The following is a 22654-nucleotide window of genomic DNA, read 5'->3' as shown; positions in this document are numbered from 1 at the left end:
CGGCACCGTAGGTGGCATGTCGATTTGGCCGACGTGCGAATCCCCGAGCGCACACTGAGCGAAAGGCCCTGGCGCTTATGAACACCACGGTCAGCTGCGAGCTGCACCTGCGCCTCGTTGTGTCGAGCGAGTCCTCCCTGCCTGTCCCCGCAGGCCTGCGGTACGACACGGCCGACCCCTACGCCGTGCACGCCACCTTCCACACCGGAGCCGAGGAGACCGTCGAGTGGGTGTTCGCCCGCGACCTCCTCGCCGAGGGACTTCACCGCCCCACGGGCACCGGCGACGTCCGTGTCTGGCCGTCGCGCAGCCACGGTCAGGGCGTCGTCTGCATCGCCCTGAGCTCGCCGGAAGGGGAGGCCCTGCTCGAGGCCCCGGCGAGGGCTCTGGAGTCCTTCCTGAAGCGCACCGACGCCGCCGTGCCGCCCGGCACGGAACACCGGCATTTCGATCTCGATCAGGAGCTCTCGCACATCCTGGCGGAAAGCTAGGCGGGCGAGGCTCGCGAAACCGCCCGGCGCCGTCGACTCGGGGAGACGGCTCGGGCCAGGACAGCCGTGTACGGGCACAGCCGCGCACGGCTCACGCACCACGGCGCCGACACCGCGGGTTCCGCGGGCGGCGCCGTCGTGCTGTGCGCGGGCCGGCCGGACGGGTGATCGGGGACGGAGTGGGTGGTCCGGCGTCGCGTTCGAAGACATGTGCGGAGCGGGGAGGTGCGGGGCGCACCGGAGCCACTACCATCGGCCAGCATCGGCGGGCGCCCGCCCGACCCCCAGGCCAGGGAGCGAACTGTGCTGATCACCCACGACACCCGGTGCGCACTCGACACCGTGGTGGATCTGGTGAACTCCGCGCCGCAGGACGACACGACACCGGAGGGGCTGCCGGACGTCGCGGCCCTCGAGGAGTTCGTGCGGCAGCACAAGGTCAGCGAGGTGGGGATCCTCACGGAGTTCGACCTGGCCGCGGTGCGCAAGATCCGCGGCCGGTTCGCGGCGGTCTTCGCCGCGCCGGACGCCCGCGCCGCCGCCGCACTGATCAACGAGCTGATCGCGGCCGCGGGCACCACGCCCCGGCTCACCGATCACGACGGCTACGACTGGCATGTGCACTACTTCGCGCCCGGCGCCTCCGTGGCCGACCACCTGGCGGCCGACTGCGGGATGGCGCTGGCGTTCTTCGTGGTCGCCGGGGAGCAGGAGCGGCTGCGACGCTGTGAGGCCCCGGACTGCCGGCGCGCCTTCGTCGACCTCTCCCGCAACCGCTCGCGCCGGTACTGCGACAGCCGGACCTGCGGCAACCGTCTGCATGTGGCCGCCTACCGGGCGCGCCGCAAGGAGGCGGCGGGCTGACCGCCCGGGGCGGCTCCCCGGCCGGCGGCAGAGCCGTCCGATGCCGTGCCGACGCGGTCCCGACGGGTGACGCCGGGTAACCGCGGGTACGGCTCACAGCCACAGCAGGTCGTGCAGGGCAGCCGTGAGCAGCAGACACCCGATCACCGCAAGGAAGATCATCAGCGGTGGCTGGGAAAGGGCGAAGAGGCATCCGCGCGGCTCGTCCTGCTGCTGCGCGGCATCGCTCTGTGTCGTGTCCAGCATCTCGCGGCGATGATGACGCATCGGGAGCGCCCGACGCGATCAACACTCACGGAAAGCGCGGGTGTGCGCCCATTTCCGCGATCTACGGGTCGACTTGTGATCACTTCCGGGCACATCCGGGGCACCCCGTGATGTTTCCTCCGGTCACGCGCTCCTTCGCCCGAGCAGCAGCGGCGTCATATGCCGTGCTTCTTGAGGATGGCCTCGATGTCGCTGAAGTCGTCCTCGCCCCGGGAGGCGGGGGCGGGGCGGGCCTGCGGACGCCCTCCCCGGCCCAGGGAGGGCACGGAGGCTCCGGGAGCCGCCGCCTCGGGAGCCGCCGCCGCCCGGGCCGCCTTGCGCTCCTTGCGGGTGCCGCCGCGCCGTCGCTCCACGGTACGGGTGGTCGCGAACAGGACCCAGGACAGGCCCAGCACCCCGAAGCCGGCCCATGCCGTCGGGCTGAAGGCCGTGTCGGCCAGCCAGTCGACGACGCCGGTCATCACCAGGCCGAGGGGCACGAGCGCGTAGGCGGCGATGCGGGCGGCGGCGAGGAGGCGCTTGCGGTAGGCCGTGACCACCGCGATGCCCAGGCCTGCCGCGGAGACGGCGGAGCAGACGGTCTCGGCAATCATCCGGTCCTCCAGGCGGGTGCGGTCGCGGTGGCGCTTCGTCTCCTCCATCCTGCACCCGTGCGCCGCCGCCGGGCCATGTCCCGGCCGGACATCAGGGACATCTCCGGGTCGGAGGTCATCCGCGGGGGCGACCGCCGGCGCGGCCGCAGGACGTCGCGGGACGGGCCGGGAGGGCCGGGCGGCGGACGGGGAGCCGGACGTGCTCCCCGGCGCGGGCCCGGTCCGTCCGGGGTCCGGTGCGGTGGTGGCGGAGCCCGGCTGGGAGACTGTGGCCATGAGCGACTCCTCCCCCGCCCGGCCCGCCGCCCCCGTCCTCGACGTCTGGTGCGAGCTGCAGTGTCCGGACTGCCGAAGCGCCCTCGACGACCTCCGCGCCCTGCGGGCCCGCTACGGCGACCGCCTGGAGCTGCGGCTGCGGCACTTCCCGCTGGAGAAGCACAAGCACTCCTTCGCCGCCGCCCAGGCCGCCGAGGAGGCGCTGGAGCAGGGGCGGGGATGGCCGTACGTCGAGGCCGTGCTGGACAGGGTCGAGGAGCTGGACCGCCGGGGAGAGGCCTTCCTGGTCGAGGTCGCCCGGGAACTCGGCCTGGACGCCGAGGAGTTCGACACCGCGCTGATCGACGGCCGGCACATCCTGATCGTGGACGCGGACCAGGCCGAGGGCAAGGCGATCGGGGTGACCGGCACCCCGACGTATGTCATCGGCGGTGAGCGCCTCGACGGCGGCAGGAGTCAGGAAGGACTGCGCGAGCGCGTCGAGGAGATCGCGGACCGGCTGCTGGCCGGGCAGGAGGGCTGAGCCGGCGGTCCCCGGCCGCCGTCACAGGAGCGGCTTGTACAGCGAGTACCGCGTCGGGCCGTAACCGAGTGAGTCGTAGAGCCGCTCGGCCGGGGTGTTCCCGGCGAACACGTTGAGGCCGACGGCCCGGTTGCCCGCGGCGGCCGCCTGGGCCTCGGCGAGCAGCATGAGCGTGCGTCCGTGTCCCCGCCCGCGGTGGGCGGCGTGGGTCTCGACGTCGAAGACGTAGGCCCGCTCCCCGCGCACCGAGAGCCACAGGGTGCCCACGGGGGTGCCCCCGTGTTCGAGGACGCTGAAGACCATGCCCTCGGTGGTGCGGCCGTCGGGGAGCAGCGCGGCGTGGTCGTCCGCCGCCTTGGCGCGCGCCTCGGCCTCCGGTACCCCGCGCCGGATCCAGTCCTGCGCGTAGTCCTCCCGGCCCCTGACCAGCCAGGGTCCGAACTCGTCCTCGGTCATGGGCCGGGCCGCGCTGCCCGCGGGAAGCGCGGGCGGGGTGGGTCCCAGGGCCTTCTCCATGTTCCGGTTGCGCACGACGTAGCCGAGCGCCGTGGCGAGCCCGAGGGCGGCCGGGGGGTCGGCGGGGACCGTCACCTCCATGCGGCGGCAGCCCCAGCCGCGCGCCACCTCCTCCGCCGCCAGCACGGCCACCGTGCCCCGGCCGCGCCGGCGGTCCGGCTCATCGATGCGCAGGTTCATGAGGCGGGCCACGCCCGCGCCGAAGACGGGATGGGTGCCGAGGTGCACCGCCCCGACGGGACGGCCGTTCACGCACACCTGGTAGCGGCGCGACCGCGTGCCGTCGGGGTTCTGCTGAAGCGGCTCGACCGGCCGCAGGGTGGTGGTCATCGAGGGTGTTCTACCCGCTGTCGCGCCCCGGGGCAGCCGAATTCCGGGTCCGTCACGGGTCGAGGTCGGTCCCGGAGCGCTCCTCGAAGATCCGCATGGCCTTGGCGGTCACCGGGCCGGGAGCGCCGGGCAGTTCGCGGTCGTCGACCCGGTGCACGGCCTGGACGTCGCGCAGGGTGGAGGTGAGGAAGACCTCCTCGGCCCGCTCCAGGACGTCCAGCGGCAGGTCGGTCTCCTTGGCGCCGGTCCACTCGACGGCGAGGGCGCGGGTGATCCCGGCGAGGCAGCCGGAGGCGAGCGGCGGGGTGTGCAGCTCGCCGTCGAGGACGACGAAGACGTTCGACCCGGTACCCTCGCAGAGCCGTCCGGCGGTGTTGCCGAACAGCGCCTCGGAGGCGCCCCGCTCGCGGGCGCGGGCGAGGGCGACGACGTTCTCGGCGTACGAGGTGGTCTTCAGGCCGGTGAGCGCGCCGCGTTCGTTGCGGGTCCAGGGCACGGTGACGACGGCGGTGGAGTCGGGGCGGCGGGTGGTCTCGCCGAGGGCGACCACGAGGGTCGTGCCGTGGTCGCCGCGGTCGGAGCCGAGCGGACCGTGGCCGCCGGTGTAGGTGAGGCGCAGCCGGCCGAGCGGCATGGGGTTGGCCTCGAGGACGGCGGCGCAGGCGCGGCGGACCTCGTCGAGGTCGGGGTCGGGCAGCCCGAGCCCGCGGGCCGACCGGGTCAGCCGGTCGAGGTGCCGGGTGAGTGCGAACGGGCGTCCGTCCACGGCCTTCACCGTCTCGAAGATGCCGTCGCCCACGGTCAGTCCGTGGTCGAAGACGGAGACGCGGGCGGACTCGATGTCCTGCAGCCCGCCGTCGAGCCAGATCTTCACCTCTGGGTCCCTTCGCTCGTCTCGTACGTTCCCGACGCTACCGCGAGCAGCCGGGAGGCCTTCAGTTCGGTCTCCCGCCACTCCCCCTCGGGGTCGGAGCCCCAGGTGATCCCGGCGCCGGTGCCGAAGCGCAGGACGGCGTCACCGCCCGCGGTCCGGTCGATCCAGAAGGTGCGGATGCCCACCGCGAGCACACCGGTGCGGCGGTCGGCGTCGACCCAGCCGAGGCCGCCGCAGTACGGGCCGCGGGGCGAAGCCTCCAGCGCGTCGATGATCCGCAGCGCGCTGGACTTGGGCGCTCCGGTGACGGAGCCGGGCGGGAAGGCGGCGTCGAGCAGCCCGGGCCAGCCCGCGCCGTCCCGCAGCTCGCCCCGCACGGTCGACACGAGGTGGACCAGCCCCGGGTGCTTCTCGACGGCGCACAGGTCGGGCACGGTCACCGTGCCGGTGTCGCAGACCCGCCCGATGTCGTTGCGGACCAGGTCGACGATCATCACGTTCTCGGCGTAGTCCTTCTCCAGCAGGTCCGCCTCGGTGCGCCCGGTGCCCTTGATCGGCCCGGACTCGACGACCCGGCCCTCCCGCCGCAGGAACAGCTCGGGCGAGGCGGTGGCGATCTCCACCCCGTGACCGGGCAGGCGAATCGTTCCGGCGTACGGCGCCGGATTGCCCCGGGCGAGCAGCGCGGTGAGGGCGTCCACGTCGGCGCCGGGGGGTACGGGCGCGGACAGGACGCGGCAGAGGTTCGCCTGGTAGACCTCGCCGGCGGCTATGCGGTCGCGGATGCGGCGCACGGCCGCCGTGTACGCGTCGTGGTCGAGCGAGGACGTCCAGTCGCCGGCCGCCGGCCCCCGCCAGGCCCCCGGCACGGGGGCGGGGACCGGCTGCTCCCGGACCTCCCGGAAGCGGGCGCAGGTCAGCCGGCCCTCGAAGTCGGCGGCGACGGCCCAGAAACCCGTGGAATCCAGGGCGGCGGGATCGTCGGTGACGTCGAGGAGTCCGGTGGCGACGCGGTCGCCGAAGCGGGCGAGAGGGGGCAGGTCCAGCACGTGACGAGTCTATGGCGGGCGCGGTTCCGGTGGCCCGGGCACGTCCGTGGACGGGCGCAGCGCAGCACGCTGCACAAACGGGTTTTTGTACTGGCCCCGGAATCCGCTAGAGTTCAGTTCGTCGCCGGGAAGCGCAAGCCGACCGAAACGACAGGCGGACGTAGCTCAGTTGGTAGAGCGCAACCTTGCCAAGGTTGAGGTCGCGAGTTCGAGCCTCGTCGTCCGCTCGAAGGAAGAGGGGGCTTCCCGGCCCCCTGCACTCCTGGTGGAGTGGCCGAGAGGCGAGGCAACGGCCTGCAAAGCCGTCTACACGGGTTCAAATCCCGTCTCCACCTCCAAGGACGATTAGCTCAGCGGGAGAGCGCTTCCCTGACACGGAAGAGGTCACTGGTTCAATCCCAGTATCGTCCACTGGATCTTCGGATCCCCCGCGCGATTAGCTCAGCGGGAGAGCGCTTCCCTGACACGGAAGAGGTCACTGGTTCAATCCCAGTATCGCGCACGCACTGCCCATGATTCACTCCGCGGAGTGATCGTGGTCCCGAGGACGATTAGCTCAGCGGGAGAGCGCTTCCCTGACACGGAAGAGGTCACTGGTTCAATCCCAGTATCGTCCACAGCCCGAAGCCCCGGTCGCTCGACCGGGGCTTCGCCGTTCCTCCGTCAGCTGGAGAAGAGCATGTGCCCGAAGCTCTTGTGGCGGTGGTGACCGTGGTGGCCGTGCGGGGCTCCCCAGGCCGGGGCCGGCGCGGCCGGGTACGCCTGCGGGGCGGGCGGGGCCGGCGGAGCGGGCTGCGCCCACTGCGCCTCCAGCCGGGTCAGCGCCTCCAGTTCGCCGTAGTCGAGGAAGATGCCCCGGCACCCGCTGCACTGCTCGATCTGGACACCGTTGCGGTTGTAGGTGTGCATCGGGGCACGGCACTTCGGACACTGCATGATCGGTTCAGCTCCCAGCCGGTCGTTCCTGCTTCACTTGTCGCCAGGACAGACTCCGTCCCGCCGCAGGTCGGTTGCACCCTACTGCGCGGAACTTCGTCCCGCCCGCGGCCGGGCGGAGGGGCTCATGCGCGCGCAGGCGTCGACCAGTGACCGCTCCACCTCGTCCAGGCTCCGGTCCGCCGCGACGGCCTTGGTCACGGCGCGGGCGGCGGTCTGGGCCGTGAGGGCGCGGGCCGGGACGTCCAGCGCGGCCCAGACGTCCCCGTCCGGCGGTACGGCCGGACCGCCGGCCGCGCGGTAGGCCGCCAGGAAGCGGTGCCACGCGTCGGGGGCGAGCAGTCCGCAGGCGTACCAGGCCGCCGGGCGGGCCAGGTCCCACGCGGGTGCGCCCGTGCCGAGGTCGTCGACGTCGATGAGCAGCCAGGGCCCGTCGGACGCGGGGTGACGCAGGAGCTGACCGAGGTGGAAGTCGCCGTGGCAGAGGGTGACCGTGTCCGGCACGGGAGCCTCGCCGCGGGCCCAGGGCGGGAGGGCGGCCCAGGCCCTCAGTACGGGCGTGGCGGCGGGGTGACGGGGCGCGGCGGCCCGGAGGCGGGCGAGGGCGAGGGCGGCCTTCGCCGGGCCGCGCATGGGGGGCACGGCGACGGGGGCGGGGGTGCGGTGGAGGCGGGCGAGGAGGGTGGCCGCGGCCTCCCAGGGGGCGGCGTCCGGATCGTCCGGGTCCACGGGGATGCCGTACGGCCAGTGGGTGACGAGCCGTCCGTGCAGTTCGGCGGGGGCCGGGGCGAGCGGGGGGAGGAGGATGCCGGTGAGGCGGGTGGCGACGGTGAGGCGGAGGGCCAGCTCGGCGGGGTCGGCGTCGGGGGCGTGGGCCTTGGCGACCGTGCCGGCGTGCCGTACGACGGTGGCGTCCTCACGGACGGCGAGGGTGGCGGTGGTGCAGCGGCAGGCGCGGGGGCCCGCGTGGGCCGTCGCCGTGACGTGGGCCGTCAGGGCGGGGAGGAGGTCCGTGGTCACGGGGTGAGGGTACGGGGCCGGGATGGGGTGGGCGCGCGCCGCCGGGGCGGAGCAATGCCGGCGCAGCTCTCCAGCTGCGCCGGCATTGTGCCGTCCGCCGCACCCCCGTCCCCACGGGGTTTCCTGGGTGGATGTCCCCGCCCGGACCGCTCTTCCGGGCCTGGGGTCGCTGTTCAGCGCCCCAGCATCTCGCCCACGGACGACGCCTGTGTGGCCACCGTCTCCCACCCGTCGAAGACGAGCAGGAGCAGGACCGCCAGGGGGAGGGCCATCAGCGTCGCCACCAGCGGATGGCGACGCCCCTCGCCGCGTTCCCGCGTGCGGACCAGTGTCCGCGGTGCCGTGTACGCCATGGTCCCTCTCCCGGCCTTTTCCGTTGTCGTCGGCAGCGGCGGGCGTCCGACCTCGGGGGACGAGTGCTGCACCCGCCGCTTGACCTCAAATCTAGGGGCCGGGCGCTTCCCGCACGTCATGCCCTCGTACCGATTGCCGGGCCTCCCCGAGGATGAGCCCCTCCCCGCGGTGTACTCCCCTGGGTGGAGACCGGGTCCTACGTCTCAGGGGCATCCCCGAAGGGCCGCCCGCTCTGCCCCGCTTTCTCCGAGCCGTCCTCCCGCGGCACCGGCTGCTCCACCAGCGCGAGCACCCGGTTCGCCATGAACCGGGCCGTCCGCACCACGGCCCCGGTTCGGGTGACTTCGCTCACTTCCACCACTCCCCGGCGCACCGCCGTCTCCACCCGGCGCCCCGCCCTGCTCGCCACCACCTCGTAGGTGCGCGTCGTGTCCCCGGCGTCCACGACGATCTCCACACGGTCACCCTTCACGCGATCAATCCCCCTTCGCGGCCGGGTGGTTGGGGTCACCAGCCGCACGAACCCGGCCCGTCCGCGCGCTCCCTGACCACCTTTCAAGTCTCCCACCCGCCACTGACAATCCACCGTCCCGAGAGGGCGCGGCCTCTGCGCACGGACGGCTGTGGAAACGTAAGCTGTGGCACGTCACAGGACCGGGCAGCGGGGATGAACATGGCGATGATGCGCCTGAGGCGCGAGGACCCGCGCGTCGTCGGCTCTTTCAGGCTCCACCGACGACTCGGCGCGGGCGGGATGGGCGTGGTCTACCTGGGCTCCGACAAGAAGGGGCAGCGGGTCGCGCTGAAGGTGATCCGGCCCGACCTGGCCGAGGACCAGGAGTTCCGCTCGCGGTTCGCGCGCGAGGTCTCGGCGGCCCGCCGCATCCGCGGCGGCTGCACGGCCCGGCTGGTGGCCGCGGACCTCGACGCGGACCGCCCCTGGTTCGCCACGCAGTACGTGCCGGGGCCCTCGCTGCACGACAAGGTCGCCGACGAGGGACCGCTCGGCGCGGCCGAGGTCGCCGCCGTCGGCGCGGCGCTCTCCGAGGGGCTGGTCGCCGTGCACGAGGCCGGCGTGGTGCACCGGGACCTCAAGCCGTCCAACATCCTGCTGTCCCCGAAGGGGCCGCGGATCATCGACTTCGGCATCGCGTGGGCCACCGGCGCCTCGACGCTCACGCACGTCGGCACGGCGGTCGGCTCGCCCGGCTTCCTCGCCCCGGAGCAGGTGCGCGGCGCGGCCGTCACGCCGGCCACGGACGTGTTCTCGCTGGGCGCCACGCTCGCGTACGCGTCGATGGGCGACTCCCCCTTCGGGCACGGCAGTTCGGAGGTGATGCTGTACCGCGTGGTGCACGAGGAGGCCCAGCTGCACGGCGTCCCGGACGCCCTGGCCCCTCTCGTCCGCGCGTGCCTGGCGAAGGACCCCGGGGAGCGGCCCAGCACGCTCCAACTGTCGCTGCGGCTCAAGGAGATCGCCGCGCGGGAGACCCAGGGTCTCGCCGACGTGCGTCCGCCGGCCCCGCGCGCCGCCGAGGCGGAGCGGCCCACCGGGCGTCTCGCGGACACCTACCCGCAGCGGGCGCAGCGCCGGCAGGGCGGCCAGGGAACCCCGCCGCCGCGCGGACGCGGCCCCGCTCCCAGGAACAGCGGTGCGTCCTCCTCTCCCGGGCGGGGCAACCGCAGCGTGCCCCCTGCCCGGGGCGGCGCCCCGCGCGACAGCTCCTCGCGCGGGGGCACGCCGTCCCGGTCCGGATCGCGCCCCACGCCGGCGTCCCGGAACACCACGCGGTCCGGTGCCGGCGCCCGTCGCCCGGGGGCCCGGACGACGGGGACCGGCCTGCGGCCGGCCAATCCGCGGCTGCTCAGGCAGCGTCTGTTCGTGTTCGTCGTGGTGACGCTGGTGGTGGCGCTGGGCATCGCGCTGGTGCAGGGCTGCCAGGGCCCCGGCTAGGACGACCCGTCGCGGACACCGGCGAGGGCGCCGTCCGGACCGCTACCCCTGCGGCCGTCCCGTGGCCACCGCGTAGAAGGCGACGGCCGCGGCGGCTCCCACGTTGAGGGAGTCGACGCCGTGCGCCATCGGGATGCGGACCCGTTCGTCGGCGGCGTCCAGGGCGCGCCCGGACAGGCCGGAGCCTTCCGCGCCCAGCATCAGGGCCACCCGGTCCATGCGGTGCGGCGCCACCTCGTCCAGGGTCCTGGCCTCCTCCCCGGGGGTGAGGGCGAGCAGCTCGAACCCTGCCTCGCGCACCGCCCCCAGTCCCCCGGGCCAGGTGTCCAGCCGGGCGTACGGCACGGAGAAGACCGCGCCCATGGAGACCTTGACGCTGCGGCGGTAGAGGGGGTCGGCGCAGTCCGGGGAGAGCAGGACGGCGTCCATGCCGAGGGCCGCCGCGGAGCGGAAGATCGCGCCGATGTTGGTGTGGTCGTTGACCGACTCCATGACGACGACGCGGCGGGCGGTCCGGAGCACGTCGGCCGCCGGGGGCAGCGGTGTGCGCTGCATGGAGGCGAGCGCACCGCGGTGCACGTGGTAGCCGGTGACCCGCTCGGCGAGCGCGGGGTCGACGACGTACACCGGGGCGGTGGTCCGGTCGATGACGTCGCGCATGACGTCGACCCACTTCGCGGACAGCAGCATCGACCGCATCGCGTAGCCGGCTTCCCCGGCGCGTCTGATGACCTTCTCGCCCTCGGCGATGAACAGGCCCTCGGCGGGCTCGCGGCGGCGGCGCAGTTCGACGTCGGTCAGGCCGGTGTAGTCGTGCAGCCTCGGGTCGGCGGGGTCGTCGACGGTGATGGGTTCGGCCATGTCACACCGCCCCGTGCGGGCCCACGCCGACGACCGCGCCGATGACGATGACGGCCGGCGGCCTGACCTCCCGGGCGACGACGGTCCCGGCGACCGTGGCGAGGGTGGCGTCGACCCGGCGCTGGGCGGCCGTGGTGCCCTCCTGGACGAGGGCGACCGGGGTGTCGGGGGACTTGCCGTGCGCCACCAGGGTCTCGGCGATCCGGCCGATCTTGTCGACGCCCATGAGGACGACGAGGGTGCCGGTCAGCTTCGCCAGCGCCGGCCAGTCGACGAGGGAGCGCTCGTCGTCGGGGGCGACATGACCGCTGACCACGGTGAACTCGTGCGCCACACCGCGGTGGGTGACGGGGATGCCGGCCGCGCCCGGGACCGAGATGGAGCTGGAGATGCCGGGGACGACGGTGCAGGGGATGCCGGCCTCGGCGAGCGCCTGGAGCTCCTCCATGCCGCGGCCGAAGACGTACGGGTCGCCGCCCTTGAGCCGGACCACCGACTTGCCCTGCCTGGCGTGCTCGATCAGCGCGTTGTTGATGGCCTCCTGGGCCATGAAACGGCCGTAGGGGATCTTCGCCGCGTCGATCACCTCGACGTGCGGCGGGAGTTCGGCCAGCAGGTCGCGCGGGCCGAGCCGGTCGGCGATGACGACGTCGGCCTCGGCGAGCAGGCGGCGGCCCCGCACGGTGATCAGGTCCGGGTCGCCGGGGCCGCCGCCGACGAGGGCGACGCCCGGGGTGCGGGTGCGGTGGTGCGGGGCGACGAGGGTGCCGTCGCGCAGGCCCTCGACGACGGCGTCGCGGATGGCGGCGGTGTGGCGGGGGTCGCGGCCGCGGGCTCGCGTCGTGAGGACGGCCACCGTGACGCCCTCGCTGGAGCCGGTGGCCGGGGTCCACGCCGTCGCCGCGTCGGCGTCGTCCGAGCGGACGCACCACACGCGGTGTGCTTCCGCCTCGGCGGAGGCGCGGGTGTTCGCCTCGGTGTCGCTGGTGGCGATGAGGGCGTACCAGGCGGTCGCGAGGTCGCCCTCGGCGTAGGGGCGCCGGTGCCAGGTGATCTCGCCGGCGTCCGCCATGGCCTCCACGGAGGGGGTGGCCCCGGGGGAGACGAGGTGGATGTCGGCGCCCGCCGCGATGAGGGCGGGGAGGCGGCGCTGGGCTACCTGGCCACCGCCGAGGACGACCACGCGGCGGCCGGAGAGGCGGAGGCCTACGGGGTAGGCGGGGTGTTCGGCCATCAGGTGAGGCTCCTCGGACAAGCGGTGGGTCAGCGGGCACGCTGCGGCTTTGGAGCGGGCCTGACGTGGGGATCTTAAGCGCGCGCCCGACGGGGGCCGGGGCGGGTGCGGTGTTTCCCCGTCCGCCCCTTCCCGGAACCGGGGGCGTCGCCCCGGTCCCGCGCGTGCGGGTGGCCGGCCGTGGGGGATCGTCCCGCGGGGCGGGCCGGTCACCCACGGCCGTCCGGGCTACTTTTCGGTCACCCCGGCCGAATCGAAGGTCGCCACCTCGTGCATGGCCCGGGCCGTGCTCTGGACCAGGGGGAGCGCCAGCAGCGCGCCCGTGCCCTCGCCGAGGCGGAGGTCGAGGTCGACCAGGGGTCGCAGGCCCAGTGTGTTGAGGGCGGCGACGTGGCCGGGCTCGGCGCTGCGGTGACCCGCGATGCAGGCCGCCAGGACCTCGGGGGCGACGGCCCGGGCCACCAGGGCGGCCGCGCCGGCGCTGACGCCGTCCAGGATCACCGGCGTGCGCAGGGACGCGCCGCCGAGGAGCAGGCCGACCATGGCGGCGTGCTCGAAGCCGCCGACGGCGGCCAGGACACCGAGCGGGTCGGCCGGATCCGGCTGGTGGAGTTCGAGGGCGCGGCGCACGACCTCGGTCTTGCGGGCGAGGGTCTCGTCGTTGATACCGGTGCCGCGGCCGGTGACCTCGGCGGGGTCGGCGCCGGTGAAGACGGAGATCAGAGCGGCGGACGCGGTGGTGTTCGCGATGCCCATCTCGCCGGTGAGGAGGGCCTTGTTGCCGGCCGCGACCAGGTCACGGGCGGTCTCGATGCCGACCTCGATGGCCTTCTTGGCCTCCTCGCGGGTCATCGCGGGCCCGGTGGTCATGTCGGACGTGCCGGCGCGGATCTTGCGCGGCAGCAGACCGGGGGTGGCCGGGAGGTCGGCGGTGACGCCCACGTCGACGACGCAGACCTCGGCGCCGACCTGGGCGGCGAAGGCGTTGCAGACCGCTCCCCCGCCGAGGAAGTTGGCCACCATCTGCGCGGTGACCTCCTGCGGCCAGGGGGTGACGCCCTGGGCGTGCACCCCGTGGTCCCCGGCGAAGATCGCGACGGCCGCGGGCTCCGGGACGGGCGGCGGGCACTGGCGGGACAGGCCGGAGAGCTGGGCGGAGATGATCTCCAGCATGCCGAGTGCGCCGGCCGGCTTGGTCATGCGCTTCTGGCGCTCCCAGGCCTCGCCGAGCGCCTTGGCGTCGAGCGGGCGGATCTGTGCGACGGTCTCGGCGAGCAGGTCGTGGGGGTCCTCTCCGGGCAGGGCGCGGCGGCCGTACGTCTCCTCGTGCACGACCCACGACAGCGGGCGGCGCTTGGACCAGCCGGCCTGCATCAGCTCGGGCTCGTCCGGGAACTCGTCGACGTAGCCCACGCACAGGTAGGCGACGACCTCCAGGTGCTCGGGGAGCCCCAGCGCGCGGACCATCTCGCGCTCGTCGAAGAAGCTGACCCAGCCGACGCCGAGGCCCTCGGCGCGGGCGGCGAGCCAGAGGTTCTCCACCGCGAGCGCGGAGGAGTACGGCGCCATCTGGGGCTGGGTGTGACGGCCCAGGGTGTGCCGGCCGCCGCGGGTCGGGTCGGCGGTGACGACGATGTTCACGGGCGTGTCGAGGATGGCCTCGATCTTCAGTTCCTTGAACTGCTTCGCCCGGCCCTTGGGGAGGGACTTGGCGTAGGCGTCGCGCTGGCGCATGGCCAGTTCGTGCATGCTGCGCCGGGTCTCGGCGGAGCGGATGACGACGAAGTCCCAGGGCTGCGAGTGACCCACGGAGGGTGCGGTGTGGGCGGCCTCCAGGACGCGGAGCAGCACCTCGTGCGGGATGGGGTCGCCGCGGAAGCCGTTGCGGATGTCCCGGCGTTCGCGCATGACCTTCAGCACGGCCTCGCGCTCGGCGTCGTCGTAGGCGGGGGCCGCCGGACCGGCGGACCGCGCGGGCTCCGCCTCCACACCGGCGCCCCGGGTGTCCAGGTCGTCGGGGTCCTGCGCGGGTTCGGGACCCTCCTCGTGGGGTTCCGCGGCGGGGACGGTGACGCCCTGCGGCGGGGTCGGCGCGAGGTGCGGGGTGGTGGGCACGGTGCCCTCCACGGGGACGAACTCCCCCAGCGGCCGGTCCGGTCCGGGCTGCGGGTGGACGGTGCCGGGGAGGGGGACGGCGGGGCTCTGCTGCGGCCCCTGGGCCGGGGCGGCGCCGGGCTCGGCGGGGGCGGGCGCGCCCGTGCCGACGACGGGGACGGCGTCGGCCGGCTCACCGGCGGTGTGGGGCGTCTCCGTGAGGGCGGCGTCGTCCGCCGGTCCGGGGGCGGACGCGGCGGCCTCGGCCACGGGGGCCTCCGGTGCCGCGGCGGGGGTACCGGGGAGTGTGTCGGCGCCCGGCACGGGGACCTCGGGGTTCCCGGCGTGCTCCGGTGCGGCGTCCGCCGCGCCCGGCACGACGACCGCCGCGTCGGCCGCTTCGGCGACCTGCGGCGCCGCGACCCCGGCGTCCGGTGCCTCGGCGGCCGGGGACTCCCCGGCCTCCTGCGGGTGCTGCGGTACGGCGGCCGGCGGGGTCCCGGTCTCCCGGGGGGCGGGGTCCGCGGCGGCCGCCCCGTCCGGCGCCTGGACCTCCTGCGGCGTCCCACCGGGCTGTGGTGCGGTGGCCACGGCACCCGGCACCTGCGCACCGTGGGAGGCGTCCGCCCCCGGGGCGTCCCCGGGAGCGGCGGTCTGCGGAGCCTCGGCGGCCCGGGCCTGGTCCGGCACGGCGGCCGTCCCGGCCGGATCGGCGACCGGGAGGTGACCGTCCTGCGGCGCCACCGGTTCGGTGACCGGCGCCTCGGCGACCGGCATCTCGGCGACCGGCATCTCGGCGACCGGGGCCGTCTCCGGCTCCCGCAGGTGCTCCGGAGGCGTGGCTTCCGCGGGCGGACCGGTGACCCCCGGCGCCCCGGCTTCCCACGCCGGCTCGGCGGCGGGCGCGCCGGGCAGGCCGTGGTCGGCGGCCGGGAGCGGGGCGGTCCCCTGGTCCCCGGCCCCGGTGACCACCGCGCCGGCGCCCCCGGTGTCCTGCGCGGCGGGCGCGACGGAGGCGCCCTCCGCCTCCTGTACCGCCCCCGCCTCCGCGGCGACCCGGGTCACGACCGCCTGGGCCGCGTCCGTCGGCTCGGGCTCCGGAGCAGCCGCTTCTGCGCCCACCGTCCCCGCCGTGGCCTGCGCGCCCCAGGGCGCCGCGGCCTGCGGCGCCGCCGCCTCGCGCGCGCGGGGAACGTCCAGGTACTCGGGGCCGAGGGTCGGCGGACCGGACTGGCGGGCGGGGAGGTCGGCGGGGCCGCGGTCGGCGAGGGAACGGACCGGGCTGGCGGACACGTCGGGAATGGGCGGGCCCAGGTGCAGCGGGCGGCGCGGCGCCGGCTGCGGCGGCTCGGGGAGCCGGACGCCGCCGAGGTCGACCGAGCCGCTGTCACGGCCGGCCGTCTCGTGCGGACCCGGCGCGTGCACGGTCTCGACGACCGGCTCGGGCGCGGGCGGGGCGATCTCGTTGCCCCAGGCGCCCTGGGCGCCGGGCAGCAACAGGTCTTCGTCCTGGGCGGGACTGTCGGAGAGGTAGGTGTACGCGTCGGGCGCGAGGACGCCCGGCTGCTCCACCATGCCTGCGTTCTCCGGCAGTCCCTCGCCCGGGACCTGGCCGGTGTCGGTCATGCGTACCCCTCGCCCATCGGTTAGTGCTCCTACGACCAGCTCACCCGGAACGGCGCACCGACCGCCCCACACTGAAGAACGAGCGTGCGTCCCCAGCGGCACGAACGGCCCGTCCGAAAAAGGCGACAAAGCCCTTCACCGTCATTCTCGCGGCCGCACGGCCGTCACGTCAGCTTGATCGGCCACGGTTCCGCTGTGGACTGCGCCACGTTGCGCGCCCTCCGGTTCCCGCCGTACCACGATCCGCACCAAAACGGGCGCGGTTTCCGGACATTGGCCGACGAAGCGCCGGGTGACCGGGTGCGGTACAACGATCGGCCAGCCTACCGCGCACGGTCGGACAATCCGATCACGGGGACGGCCATCGGGTCAGCCGTCCCGTGCGGGCAGCACCCCGCTGAGCAGGAACGCCACGCTCCGCTCCTTCTCCGTCCAGGCCCTGGTGTCGAGCTCGACGGACTGCAGCAGGGCGCACTCGACCTGATAGCCGTGCTCCGCCAGGTTCCGGCCGACGAGTTCGGCCCCGTCGCGGGTGGCGGCGTGCGTGACGATGCGCTGCGGACGGCGGTCGGCGACCGCGGAGACGACGGCCGCTCCCCCGCCGCCGACCCGGACGACGTCCGGCTCGGGGAGGTTCTCCAGGACGTGCGGGGCGGTGCCGTGCACGATCTGGAGCTGGATCCCGTGCCTGCGGGCGGTGGACTCGGTGCGGGCGCAGGCGCCCGGGTCGCGGTCGACGGCGATGACGGCGGCGCCCGCGCGGGCCGCCTCGGTGGCGAAGGCCCCGCTCCCGCAGCCGATGTCCCAGACGAGGTCGCCGACCCGCGGTCCGAGCCGGGCGAGCTGGGAGACGCGCAGCGGTTCCCGTTCGCCCTCGCCGAGACCGCCGCCGTACTCCTCGGCGGGCAGCGACCAGCCGCGGGGGCCGGCGGAGGGGTCGCGCCCGGCGATCCAGCCGCCGGACTCGCCGGAGCCGGCCCGGCCGCCGACGACGATGACGACGTTGGGGTCGCGCCAGGTGTGGTCGGCGGCCTTGTCGGAGGTGACCACGCTGACCTGTTCGCGTCCGGTGCCGAGTTCCTCGCAGACGACGAAGGTGCGGTGGACGCCCTCCATGAGCAGGCCCAGTTCGGCGGGGCCGGCGCCGGGCGAGGTGAGAACCGCCACCTTGGTGTGGGCCCGGCACACGTTCACCGCGCGTCGCAGCGTGCGCGGGTGGGCGACGACCACCTGGGCGTCGTCCCAGGGCATGCCCGCGCGGGCGAAGGCCGCGGCGACGGAGGAGACCCCGGGGACGACCTCGACCTCCAGGCCGAACTCGGGTGCGCGCAGGGTCCGCACGACGCCGAAGAAACCGGGGTCGCCGTCGGCGAGGACGACCGCGGTGCCGCGGTGGGCGGCGACGCGGCGGGCGGCGAGGGCGACGGAGCCGAGCCGGATGCGCTCGGCTCCGGGGGGCACCTCGGGGAGTGCCAGGTGGTGGGCGGCGCCGGCCACCAGTGTGGCGGCCCCCAGCGCGGCGCGGGCCGCGGCGGTCAGCGGCGAACCGTCCCAGCCGATCACCGTGACCCGGTCGGCCATCGTCGTCAGTCTCCTGAGGTTTGCGCAGGTCGTCGTCGGCTGTCCCGCCACGGGGCGGGTTCCGTGAGAGTACCTGGTGCGGCCGCCGGTCGTGCCGTCACCCGGTCCGCGGGTCAGTTCCAGTCGGTGTACCGGGTGAATTCGCCGGCGTCGGCCGGCTGCCCGTCCGCGCCCTCGATGTCCTCGGGCAGCAGGCTCCACACGATGAAGTCGGTGCGTACGTCGCTCCAGCCGCCCTCCTCGGTGCGGACGTGGGCTATGCAGGCGCCCCGCAGCACGCCTTCGCTGATGCAGCCGATCTTCTGCGCGACCTGCTGCGAGGCGGTGTTGTCGGCGGCGGTGCGCAGTTCGACGCGTTCGAACTTCTGGTCGCCGAAGAGCCACTGGGCGGTGGCGAGCGCGGCCTCGGAGGCGTAGCCCTCGCCGCGTGCCCAGGGGGCGACGATGTAGGACATCTCGGTGGACCGTACGTACCAGTTGGTCCTGGTGAGCCGGATGACGCCGACCAGGCGCTGGGTGAGGAACTCGGTGACGGCGAGGTCGAGTCCGGTTCCGGCCGCGCGCTCGGCGGGGGCGTGCTCGGTGATCCAGGTGCGGGCGTCCTGTTCGGTGAAGGGCCGCGGGACGTCGGTCCAGGCGGCGACCTGCTCGTCGTTCATCATCGCGGCGAGGGCGGGGACGTCGTCCGTGTCGAGGGGACGCAGCACCAACCGCTCCGTGCTGATGGAGATGTTGGGGAAGGTGCTCGTCATGCGCCGCTCCGTAACCTGAGAGACCGTCGGGTACTGCTGAACTGCCCAGCATGCAGCATGAAAGCACTGAACCGCACCACGGGGTCCACCCCGCAGCGGAGTGGACCCCGTGAGTGGCCAAAGGGCCGGATCAGAAGGAGGCGAGGACGGAACCGGCGTACTTGTCCTCGATGAACTTCTTCACCTCGGGGGAGGTGAGGAGCTTCGCGAGCTTCTTCACGCGCGGGTCGTCCTGCCCGCCCTCCTTGACGGCGAGGAGGTTGTTGTTCGGGTTGCCCTCCGCGGTCTCCAGGACGAGGGCGTCCTTCGCGGGCTCGAGGTCGGCCTCGATGGCGTAGTTGCCGTTGACCACCGCGGCGTCGACGTCGTCCAGGGAGCGCGGGGTCTGGGCCGCCTCCAGCTCCTTGAAGGTGAGCTTCTTCGGGTTCTCGGTGATGTCGGCGGGGGTCGCCGCGGTGCCGACGCCGTCCTTGAGGGTGAGGAGCCCGTTGGCGGCGAGCAGCTGCAGGGCGCGGCCCTCGTTGACGGTGTCGTTGGGGATGGCGATCGTCGCGCCGCTCTTCAGCTCGTCGGCCTTCTTCACCTTGTGCGAGTAGAGGCCGAGCGGCTCCAGGTGCACGTCGACGACGGACACGATGTGGGTGCCGTTCTTCTTGTTGAAGTCGTCGAGGTAGGGCTGGGTCTGGAAGAAGTTGGCGCCGACGGAGCCGTCCTCGGTCGCCGTGTTCGGCGTGACGTAGTCGGTGAACTCCTTGACCTCGAGGTCGAGGCCGGCCTTCTCGGCGAGGTTGTCCTTGACGTAGGTGAGGATCTCGGCGTGCGGCACGGGGCTCGCGGCGACGATCAGCGGGCCGGAGGTGTCGGAGGCGTCGTCCTTGTCCGAGCCGCAGGCGGTGAGCCCGAGGGTGAGGGCTCCGGTGACGAGGACGGCAGTGGTGATCTTGGCGGTGTTACGCACGAAAAGTGCCTTTCCTTGGGTGGTGCGGCCCCTTGGATGAAGGGGAGTCTGCGGGGGGTTACGCGACCTTGCCGATGTCGGCCGCGGCGGGCTCCTCGGCCTTGAGGAGCCGGAGCCTGGGCGAGGGGCCGGAGCGGCCGCCGCGGCGGTGCAGGGCGCGGGCCGCGTAGTCGCCGGCGAACTGGATGAGCGAGATGACCACGGCGAGGATCGCGACGGTGATCCACATCAGGCCGGTCTCGAAGCGCTGGTAGCCGTAGCGGACTGCGAGGTCGCCGAGTCCGCCGCCGCCGACGGTGCCGGCCATGGCCGAGTAGCCGATGAGGGCGATGACCGTGGTGGTGGTGGAGGCGATCAGCGAGGGCAGCGCCTCGGGGACGAGGACCTTGCGGACGATCGTCCAGGTGTTGCCGCCCATGGCCTGCACGGCCTCGACGAGCCCGTGGTCGACCTCGCGCACGGCGGTCTCGACCAGGCGGGCGAAGAAGGGGATGCCGCCGATGGCGAGCGGCACGATCGCGGCCTCGCTGCCGATGGTGGTGCCGGTGATCCAGCGGGTGAAGTCCATCAGGGCGACCATGAGGATGATGAACGGCAGCGAGCGGCCGATGTTCACGATCTGCCCGATGACCTTGTTCACCAGGATGTTCTGGAGCAGCCCGCCCTTGTCGGTGAGGACGAGCAGGATGCCCAGCGGAAGGCCGCCGCCGACGGCGATCAGGGTGGACCAGCCGACCATGATCAGCGTCTCGGTACAGGCCTGCTCGAGCAGCGGCTGCATCTCGGACCAGGTCACTTGGCCCCCTCCTTCGCCAGTGCGGGCTGTTCCCGGTTCACGACGTCGATCTGCAGTCCCTGTTCGCGCAGGAAGCCGACGGGCACGACGTTCTCCTCGTAGCGGCCGGGCAGTTCGATGCGCATCCGGCCGACCTGGAGGCCGCCGACGGTGTCGATGGCGGCGCCGAGGATCGATATGTCGATGTTGTAGGTGCGCGAGAGCTGGGAGATGACCGGCTGGGTCGCGCTGTCACCGTGGAAGGTGACGTCGAGGACGGTGCGGTCGTCGCCGGAGGCCTCGCCGCCGACCGGGAACAGCGCGGAGGCCAGTTCGGAGCCGGGGGCGGCGAGGAGTTCGGCGACCGTGCCGGACTCGACGACGCGGCCGTTCTCCATGAGGGCGGCCGAGTCGCAGATCTGCTTCACGACGTCCATCTCGTGGGTGATGAGCAGGACGGTGAGGCCGAGCCGACGGTTCAGGTCGCGCAGGAGCTGCAGGATCGAGCGGGTGGTCTCCGGGTCGAGGGCGCTGGTGGCCTCGTCGGAGAGCAGCACCTTGGGGTCGCCGGCGAGGGCGCGGGCGATGCCGACGCGCTGCTTCTGGCCGCCGGAGAGCTGGGCGGGGTAGGCCTTGGCCTGGTCGGCGAGGCCGACCAGGTCGAGCAGTTCCAGCGCCTTGCGGGAGCGTTCCCTCCCCGACTTCCCGAGGATCTCCAGCGGCAGTTCGACGTTGTCCTGCACGGTGCGCGAGGACAGCAGGTTGAAGTGCTGGAACACCATGCCGATGCGGCTGCGCGCCCGCCGCAGTTCCCTGCCGGCCCGGGGGCCGCGGCCGGCGAGCGCGGTGAGGTCCTGGCCGGCCACGGTCACGGTGCCCGAGGTGGGGCGTTCCAGCAGGTTGACGCAGCGGATGAGGGAGGACTTGCCGGCGCCGGACTGGCCGATGACGCCGTAGACCTCGCCTTCGCGGACGTGCAGGTCGACGCCGTCCAGGGCGGTGACCTCGCGGCCGCGTGAGTGGTAGACCTTGGTGAGGCCCGAGGTGGTGATCACGTGGGTATCCGTCACTGTCGAGTGCGCGGCGCGTCATGGGCGCCGGGCACGGGGCATTCGGGGTCGAAAGCAGCGGGGCGGCACGGAGCTCGCGGGTACGGCGGAGGGATCCGTGGAGAGACGTGCGCGCGGGGCGTGGCTCGGTCACGCGTGCGGGGTGTCCGGGCGGACATGAGCCGGCTCTCGCTTCGGGGCGCGAGGCTCAGGTGGTGCGGGGGCCCTCTAGAAGGCGCACATTCGGCACTGACACATACAACGAGCACCGGGCGTCAGGGGCGCCTCGGTCGCGGGGATGCGGTCGCTCGTCGTGGTCATGCGCTCAGTAAAGCAGACGCACGGCCCCGACCGGACACGGCTGTCCGCATTCTGGACAGCCGTGGACAGCGGTGCGCGCACGTCAGGGCCGCACGGAGATCTCCACTCCCCCGTCGGTGACCAGTGCGGACAGGGCCGAGAGGTCGTCGACGACGAGGTCGGCGGTCAGCTCGTGGGCCCGGTGGGTTGTGGCCAAGGCCACGGTGGCCATGCCGGCGGCGCGGCCGGCCTGGAGCCCGGCGGGGGCGTCCTCGAAGACGACGCAGTGCGCGGGGTCGACGCCGAGGGTGCGGGCGGCGAGGAGGTAGGGCTCGGGGTCGGGCTTGCCGCGGGTGATGTCGTCGGCGGCGATCAGGGTCTTGGGCCGGATGCCGACGGCTTCCAGGCGGGCCTCGGCCAGGCGCCGGGTGGCGGAGGTGACGACGGCCCAGCGCTCGGCGGGCAGCGCGGCGAGGAAGTCCCCGGTCCCCGGCAGCAGTTCCACACCGCCGTCGGGCACGTCCTCGACCTCGAGCTCCTCGATCCGTGCGACGGCCTCCGGCACGACACGGGCGGGCAGCAGGTCGGCGGCTATCTCCGCGGCGGGCCGCCCGTGCAGCTCGACCCGCCCGAACTGCTCGGCCGTGATCCCGTACTCGACGGCCCACCGCGTCCAGCACCGGTTCACGGAGGCGAGGGAGGAGACGAGGGTTCCGTCGTTGTCGAACAGCAGGGCCTGCGCATGGATGGTCATGCCACCGACCTTACGGTCCCGCCGGACCGTGCCGGATTCCCCGGCCGTGGCGCTCACCGCGGCGGGAGTCCCGAGGTGGGCGCCTTCGCGGCCGGCGGACCGCTGCCCGGCCGGGGGCCGGGGCGGCCGGGACCCACCGCGGGCGGGCGCGGCTCACGGCGGTCGCCCGGACGGTGGTCCGTCCGGTCGGGACCGCGCTCCGGGGCCGGCGCTCCCGGGGGCGGGGGCACCGGGGCTTTTCCGGCGTAATAGGGTCGCTGGCATGCTTGATGTCCTGACGGTGGCGACCGGTGCCGCCGCGTTGCTGCTCGGCGCCTGGTGCGGGTGGGCCGCCTACCGTGATCAGCCGACGAAGGACTGGCACTTCATCGGGATGGCCGTGGTCACGCTGCTGGCGCTGGGGCAGCTGGTCGTCGGGATCGTGCAACTGGCCCGGGGCGAGAAGCCCGGGCAGGGCACGACGATCTTCGTGGCGTATCTGCTCGGCGCGTTCGCGTGCGTTCCGGCGGCCGGTTTCATGTCGCTGGGCGAGCGCTCCCGCTGGGGTTCGCTGACGGTCGCCGCGAGCGGCGTCGTGCTGGCCGTGCTCGAGGTGCGGCTCTATGACATCTGGAGAGGCTGAG

At 74.0% G+C, this 22654-nt stretch carries 23 protein-coding genes and 5 tRNA genes; 10 read left to right on the top strand and 18 right to left on the bottom strand.

The genetic code is table 11. The features are described 5' to 3' along the window. Nucleotides 1-77: 77 nt before the first annotated feature. Nucleotides 78-491, top strand: a complete 414-nt coding sequence (locus ABTY20_RS05735) for an SsgA family sporulation/cell division regulator (RefSeq protein WP_004002642.1) — start codon at nucleotides 78-80, stop codon at nucleotides 489-491. 303 nt (nucleotides 492-794) lie between these two features. Further along, entirely contained in the window at nucleotides 795-1355 is a 561-nt protein-coding gene (locus ABTY20_RS05730) for a CGNR zinc finger domain-containing protein (protein WP_351995705.1), read from the top strand. Nucleotides 1356-1448: 93 nt separating this feature from the next. Here ABTY20_RS05730 and ABTY20_RS05725 read toward each other — a convergent pair whose 3' ends face one another. After that, entirely contained in the window at nucleotides 1449-1601 is a 153-nt protein-coding gene (locus tag ABTY20_RS05725; protein ID WP_167343513.1) for a hypothetical protein, read from the bottom strand. 176 nt (nucleotides 1602-1777) lie between these two features. Then, nucleotides 1778-2215 carry a hypothetical protein gene (locus ABTY20_RS05720; protein ID WP_351995770.1) on the bottom strand — a complete coding sequence of 146 codons (438 nt, stop codon included), beginning with the start codon at nucleotides 2213-2215 and terminating at the stop codon, nucleotides 1778-1780. Nucleotides 2216-2489: 274 nt separating this feature from the next. On the opposite strand from ABTY20_RS05720, the gene ABTY20_RS05715 reads away from it, so the two are divergent. Then, nucleotides 2490-3014 carry a DsbA family protein gene (locus ABTY20_RS05715; protein ID WP_351995704.1) on the top strand — a complete coding sequence of 175 codons (525 nt, stop codon included), beginning with the start codon at nucleotides 2490-2492 and terminating at the stop codon, nucleotides 3012-3014. A 21-nt stretch (nucleotides 3015-3035) separates the two neighbouring features. On the opposite strand, the gene ABTY20_RS05710 is transcribed toward ABTY20_RS05715, so the two are convergent. From ABTY20_RS05710 to ABTY20_RS05700, 3 genes are read right to left on the bottom strand one after another with little or no spacing between them, the layout of a single operon-like run. Next, a complete protein-coding gene (locus ABTY20_RS05710; protein ID WP_351995703.1) occupies nucleotides 3036-3860 on the bottom strand; it encodes a GNAT family N-acetyltransferase in 825 nt (274 codons plus the stop codon). Nucleotides 3861-3912: 52 nt separating this feature from the next. Continuing rightward, nucleotides 3913-4734 carry an aminotransferase class IV gene (locus ABTY20_RS05705; RefSeq protein ID WP_351995702.1) on the bottom strand — a complete coding sequence of 274 codons (822 nt, stop codon included), beginning with the start codon at nucleotides 4732-4734 and terminating at the stop codon, nucleotides 3913-3915. After that, nucleotides 4731-5783 (bottom strand): chorismate-binding protein, encoded by a 1053-nt coding sequence (locus ABTY20_RS05700; RefSeq protein ID WP_351995701.1) that lies wholly within the window; start codon nucleotides 5781-5783, stop codon nucleotides 4731-4733. Before ABTY20_RS05700 ends, ABTY20_RS05705 begins: the two co-directional genes overlap by 4 nt. A gap of 154 nt (nucleotides 5784-5937) precedes the next feature. On the opposite strand from ABTY20_RS05700, the gene ABTY20_RS05695 reads away from it, so the two are divergent. From ABTY20_RS05695 to ABTY20_RS05675, 5 genes are all read left to right on the top strand, one after another. Further along, nucleotides 5938-6010: transfer RNA gene (locus tag ABTY20_RS05695), tRNA-Gly, on the top strand. A 37-nt stretch (nucleotides 6011-6047) separates the two neighbouring features. Further along, nucleotides 6048-6121: transfer RNA gene (locus tag ABTY20_RS05690), tRNA-Cys, on the top strand. 1 nt (nucleotide 6122) lies between these two features. After that, nucleotides 6123-6194, top strand: a tRNA-Val gene (locus ABTY20_RS05685). A 19-nt stretch (nucleotides 6195-6213) separates the two neighbouring features. After that, nucleotides 6214-6285 (top strand) — tRNA-Val (locus ABTY20_RS05680). Nucleotides 6286-6328: 43 nt separating this feature from the next. Continuing rightward, nucleotides 6329-6400, top strand: a tRNA-Val gene (locus ABTY20_RS05675). Nucleotides 6401-6446: 46 nt separating this feature from the next. Here ABTY20_RS05675 and ABTY20_RS05670 read toward each other — a convergent pair. The 4 genes from ABTY20_RS05670 to ABTY20_RS05655 all read right to left on the bottom strand — a co-directional run bounded on the left by ABTY20_RS05670 (nucleotide 6447) and on the right by ABTY20_RS05655 (nucleotide 8565). Beyond that, complete coding sequence (locus ABTY20_RS05670) at nucleotides 6447-6719, bottom strand: TFIIB-type zinc ribbon-containing protein (protein ID WP_351995700.1); 273 nt, start codon at nucleotides 6717-6719, stop codon at nucleotides 6447-6449. Between the two features lie 81 nt (nucleotides 6720-6800). Further along, entirely contained in the window at nucleotides 6801-7739 is a 939-nt protein-coding gene (locus tag ABTY20_RS05665; RefSeq protein WP_351995699.1) for a phosphotransferase family protein, read from the bottom strand. Between the two features lie 173 nt (nucleotides 7740-7912). Further along, on the bottom strand, nucleotides 7913-8092 hold the full coding sequence (locus ABTY20_RS05660) for a hypothetical protein (protein WP_351995698.1): 180 nt from the start codon (nucleotides 8090-8092) through the stop codon (nucleotides 7913-7915). 197 nt (nucleotides 8093-8289) lie between these two features. Then, the gene (locus ABTY20_RS05655; RefSeq protein ID WP_351995697.1) at nucleotides 8290-8565 is read right to left on the bottom strand and encodes a DUF8836 family protein; all 276 of its coding nucleotides are present in this window, start codon (nucleotides 8563-8565) and stop codon (nucleotides 8290-8292) included. A 195-nt stretch (nucleotides 8566-8760) separates the two neighbouring features. On the opposite strand from ABTY20_RS05655, the gene ABTY20_RS05650 reads away from it, so the two are divergent. After that, nucleotides 8761-10047, top strand: a complete 1287-nt coding sequence (locus ABTY20_RS05650) for a serine/threonine-protein kinase (protein ID WP_351995696.1) — start codon at nucleotides 8761-8763, stop codon at nucleotides 10045-10047. 42 nt (nucleotides 10048-10089) lie between these two features. On the opposite strand, the gene ABTY20_RS05645 is transcribed toward ABTY20_RS05650, so the two are convergent. From ABTY20_RS05645 to ABTY20_RS05605, 9 genes are all read right to left on the bottom strand, one after another. Continuing rightward, nucleotides 10090-10908, bottom strand: coding sequence for a TrmH family RNA methyltransferase (locus ABTY20_RS05645; protein ID WP_351995695.1), 819 nt, complete (start codon nucleotides 10906-10908; stop codon nucleotides 10090-10092). Nucleotide 10909: 1 nt separating this feature from the next. Beyond that, a complete protein-coding gene (cobA, locus tag ABTY20_RS05640; protein WP_351995694.1) occupies nucleotides 10910-12142 on the bottom strand; it encodes a uroporphyrinogen-III C-methyltransferase in 1233 nt (410 codons plus the stop codon). Nucleotides 12143-12370: 228 nt separating this feature from the next. Beyond that, on the bottom strand, nucleotides 12371-15862 hold the full coding sequence (gene cobT, locus ABTY20_RS05635) for a nicotinate-nucleotide--dimethylbenzimidazole phosphoribosyltransferase (RefSeq protein WP_351995693.1): 3492 nt from the start codon (nucleotides 15860-15862) through the stop codon (nucleotides 12371-12373). Between the two features lie 369 nt (nucleotides 15863-16231). Next, complete coding sequence (cbiE, locus tag ABTY20_RS05630) at nucleotides 16232-17443, bottom strand: precorrin-6y C5,15-methyltransferase (decarboxylating) subunit CbiE (protein ID WP_351995692.1); 1212 nt, start codon at nucleotides 17441-17443, stop codon at nucleotides 16232-16234. Nucleotides 17444-17556: 113 nt separating this feature from the next. Then, nucleotides 17557-18195, bottom strand: a complete 639-nt coding sequence (locus ABTY20_RS05625; protein ID WP_351995691.1) for a GNAT family N-acetyltransferase — start codon at nucleotides 18193-18195, stop codon at nucleotides 17557-17559. A gap of 130 nt (nucleotides 18196-18325) precedes the next feature. Beyond that, nucleotides 18326-19153 carry a MetQ/NlpA family ABC transporter substrate-binding protein gene (locus tag ABTY20_RS05620; protein ID WP_351995690.1) on the bottom strand — a complete coding sequence of 276 codons (828 nt, stop codon included), beginning with the start codon at nucleotides 19151-19153 and terminating at the stop codon, nucleotides 18326-18328. 58 nt (nucleotides 19154-19211) lie between these two features. Further along, a complete protein-coding gene (locus ABTY20_RS05615; protein WP_351995689.1) occupies nucleotides 19212-19949 on the bottom strand; it encodes a methionine ABC transporter permease in 738 nt (245 codons plus the stop codon). Then, entirely contained in the window at nucleotides 19946-20983 is a 1038-nt protein-coding gene (locus ABTY20_RS05610) for a methionine ABC transporter ATP-binding protein (protein ID WP_351995688.1), read from the bottom strand. Before ABTY20_RS05610 ends, ABTY20_RS05615 begins: the two co-directional genes overlap by 4 nt. A 397-nt stretch (nucleotides 20984-21380) precedes the next feature. Then, nucleotides 21381-22031 carry an HAD family hydrolase gene (locus tag ABTY20_RS05605; RefSeq protein ID WP_351995687.1) on the bottom strand — a complete coding sequence of 217 codons (651 nt, stop codon included), beginning with the start codon at nucleotides 22029-22031 and terminating at the stop codon, nucleotides 21381-21383. 262 nt (nucleotides 22032-22293) lie between these two features. Between ABTY20_RS05605 and ABTY20_RS05600 the strand changes: the two genes are divergently transcribed. Next, nucleotides 22294-22653 (top strand): hypothetical protein, encoded by a 360-nt coding sequence (locus ABTY20_RS05600; protein WP_351995686.1) that lies wholly within the window; start codon nucleotides 22294-22296, stop codon nucleotides 22651-22653. Nucleotide 22654 lies beyond the last annotated feature (1 nt).

Origin of the sequence: Streptomyces sp. NPDC126497 (assembly GCF_040302425.1) — a bacterium.
GTDB lineage: Bacteria > Actinomycetota > Actinomycetes > Streptomycetales > Streptomycetaceae > Streptomyces.
The sequence above is the reverse complement of the archived record's forward strand: the minus strand, read 5'-3'. Positions and strand labels throughout refer to the sequence as shown.

Bases quoted from the DNA above. Each gene is read 5' to 3' on its own strand.
- ABTY20_RS05735 (WP_004002642.1), top strand. From the start codon at position 78: ATGAACACCACGGTCAGCTGCGAGCTGCACCTGCGCCTCGTTGTGTCG.
- ABTY20_RS05725 (WP_167343513.1), bottom strand. From the start codon at position 1,601: ATGCTGGACACGACACAGAGCGATGCCGCGCAGCAGCAGGACGAGCCG.
- ABTY20_RS05720 (WP_351995770.1), bottom strand. From the start codon at position 2,215: ATGATTGCCGAGACCGTCTGCTCCGCCGTCTCCGCGGCAGGCCTGGGC.
- ABTY20_RS05715 (WP_351995704.1), top strand. From the start codon at position 2,490: ATGAGCGACTCCTCCCCCGCCCGGCCCGCCGCCCCCGTCCTCGACGTC.
- ABTY20_RS05710 (WP_351995703.1), bottom strand. From the start codon at position 3,860: ATGACCACCACCCTGCGGCCGGTCGAGCCGCTTCAGCAGAACCCCGAC.
- ABTY20_RS05670 (WP_351995700.1), bottom strand. From the start codon at position 6,719: ATGCAGTGTCCGAAGTGCCGTGCCCCGATGCACACCTACAACCGCAAC.
- ABTY20_RS05660 (WP_351995698.1), bottom strand. From the start codon at position 8,092: ATGGCGTACACGGCACCGCGGACACTGGTCCGCACGCGGGAACGCGGC.
- ABTY20_RS05650 (WP_351995696.1), top strand. From the start codon at position 8,761: ATGAACATGGCGATGATGCGCCTGAGGCGCGAGGACCCGCGCGTCGTC.
- ABTY20_RS05645 (WP_351995695.1), bottom strand. From the start codon at position 10,908: ATGGCCGAACCCATCACCGTCGACGACCCCGCCGACCCGAGGCTGCAC.
- cobA (WP_351995694.1), bottom strand. From the start codon at position 12,142: ATGGCCGAACACCCCGCCTACCCCGTAGGCCTCCGCCTCTCCGGCCGC.
- cobT (WP_351995693.1), bottom strand. From the start codon at position 15,862: ATGACCGACACCGGCCAGGTCCCGGGCGAGGGACTGCCGGAGAACGCA.
- cbiE (WP_351995692.1), bottom strand. From the start codon at position 17,443: ATGGCCGACCGGGTCACGGTGATCGGCTGGGACGGTTCGCCGCTGACC.
- ABTY20_RS05625 (WP_351995691.1), bottom strand. From the start codon at position 18,195: ATGACGAGCACCTTCCCCAACATCTCCATCAGCACGGAGCGGTTGGTG.
- ABTY20_RS05605 (WP_351995687.1), bottom strand. From the start codon at position 22,031: ATGACCATCCATGCGCAGGCCCTGCTGTTCGACAACGACGGAACCCTC.
- ABTY20_RS05600 (WP_351995686.1), top strand. From the start codon at position 22,294: ATGCTTGATGTCCTGACGGTGGCGACCGGTGCCGCCGCGTTGCTGCTC.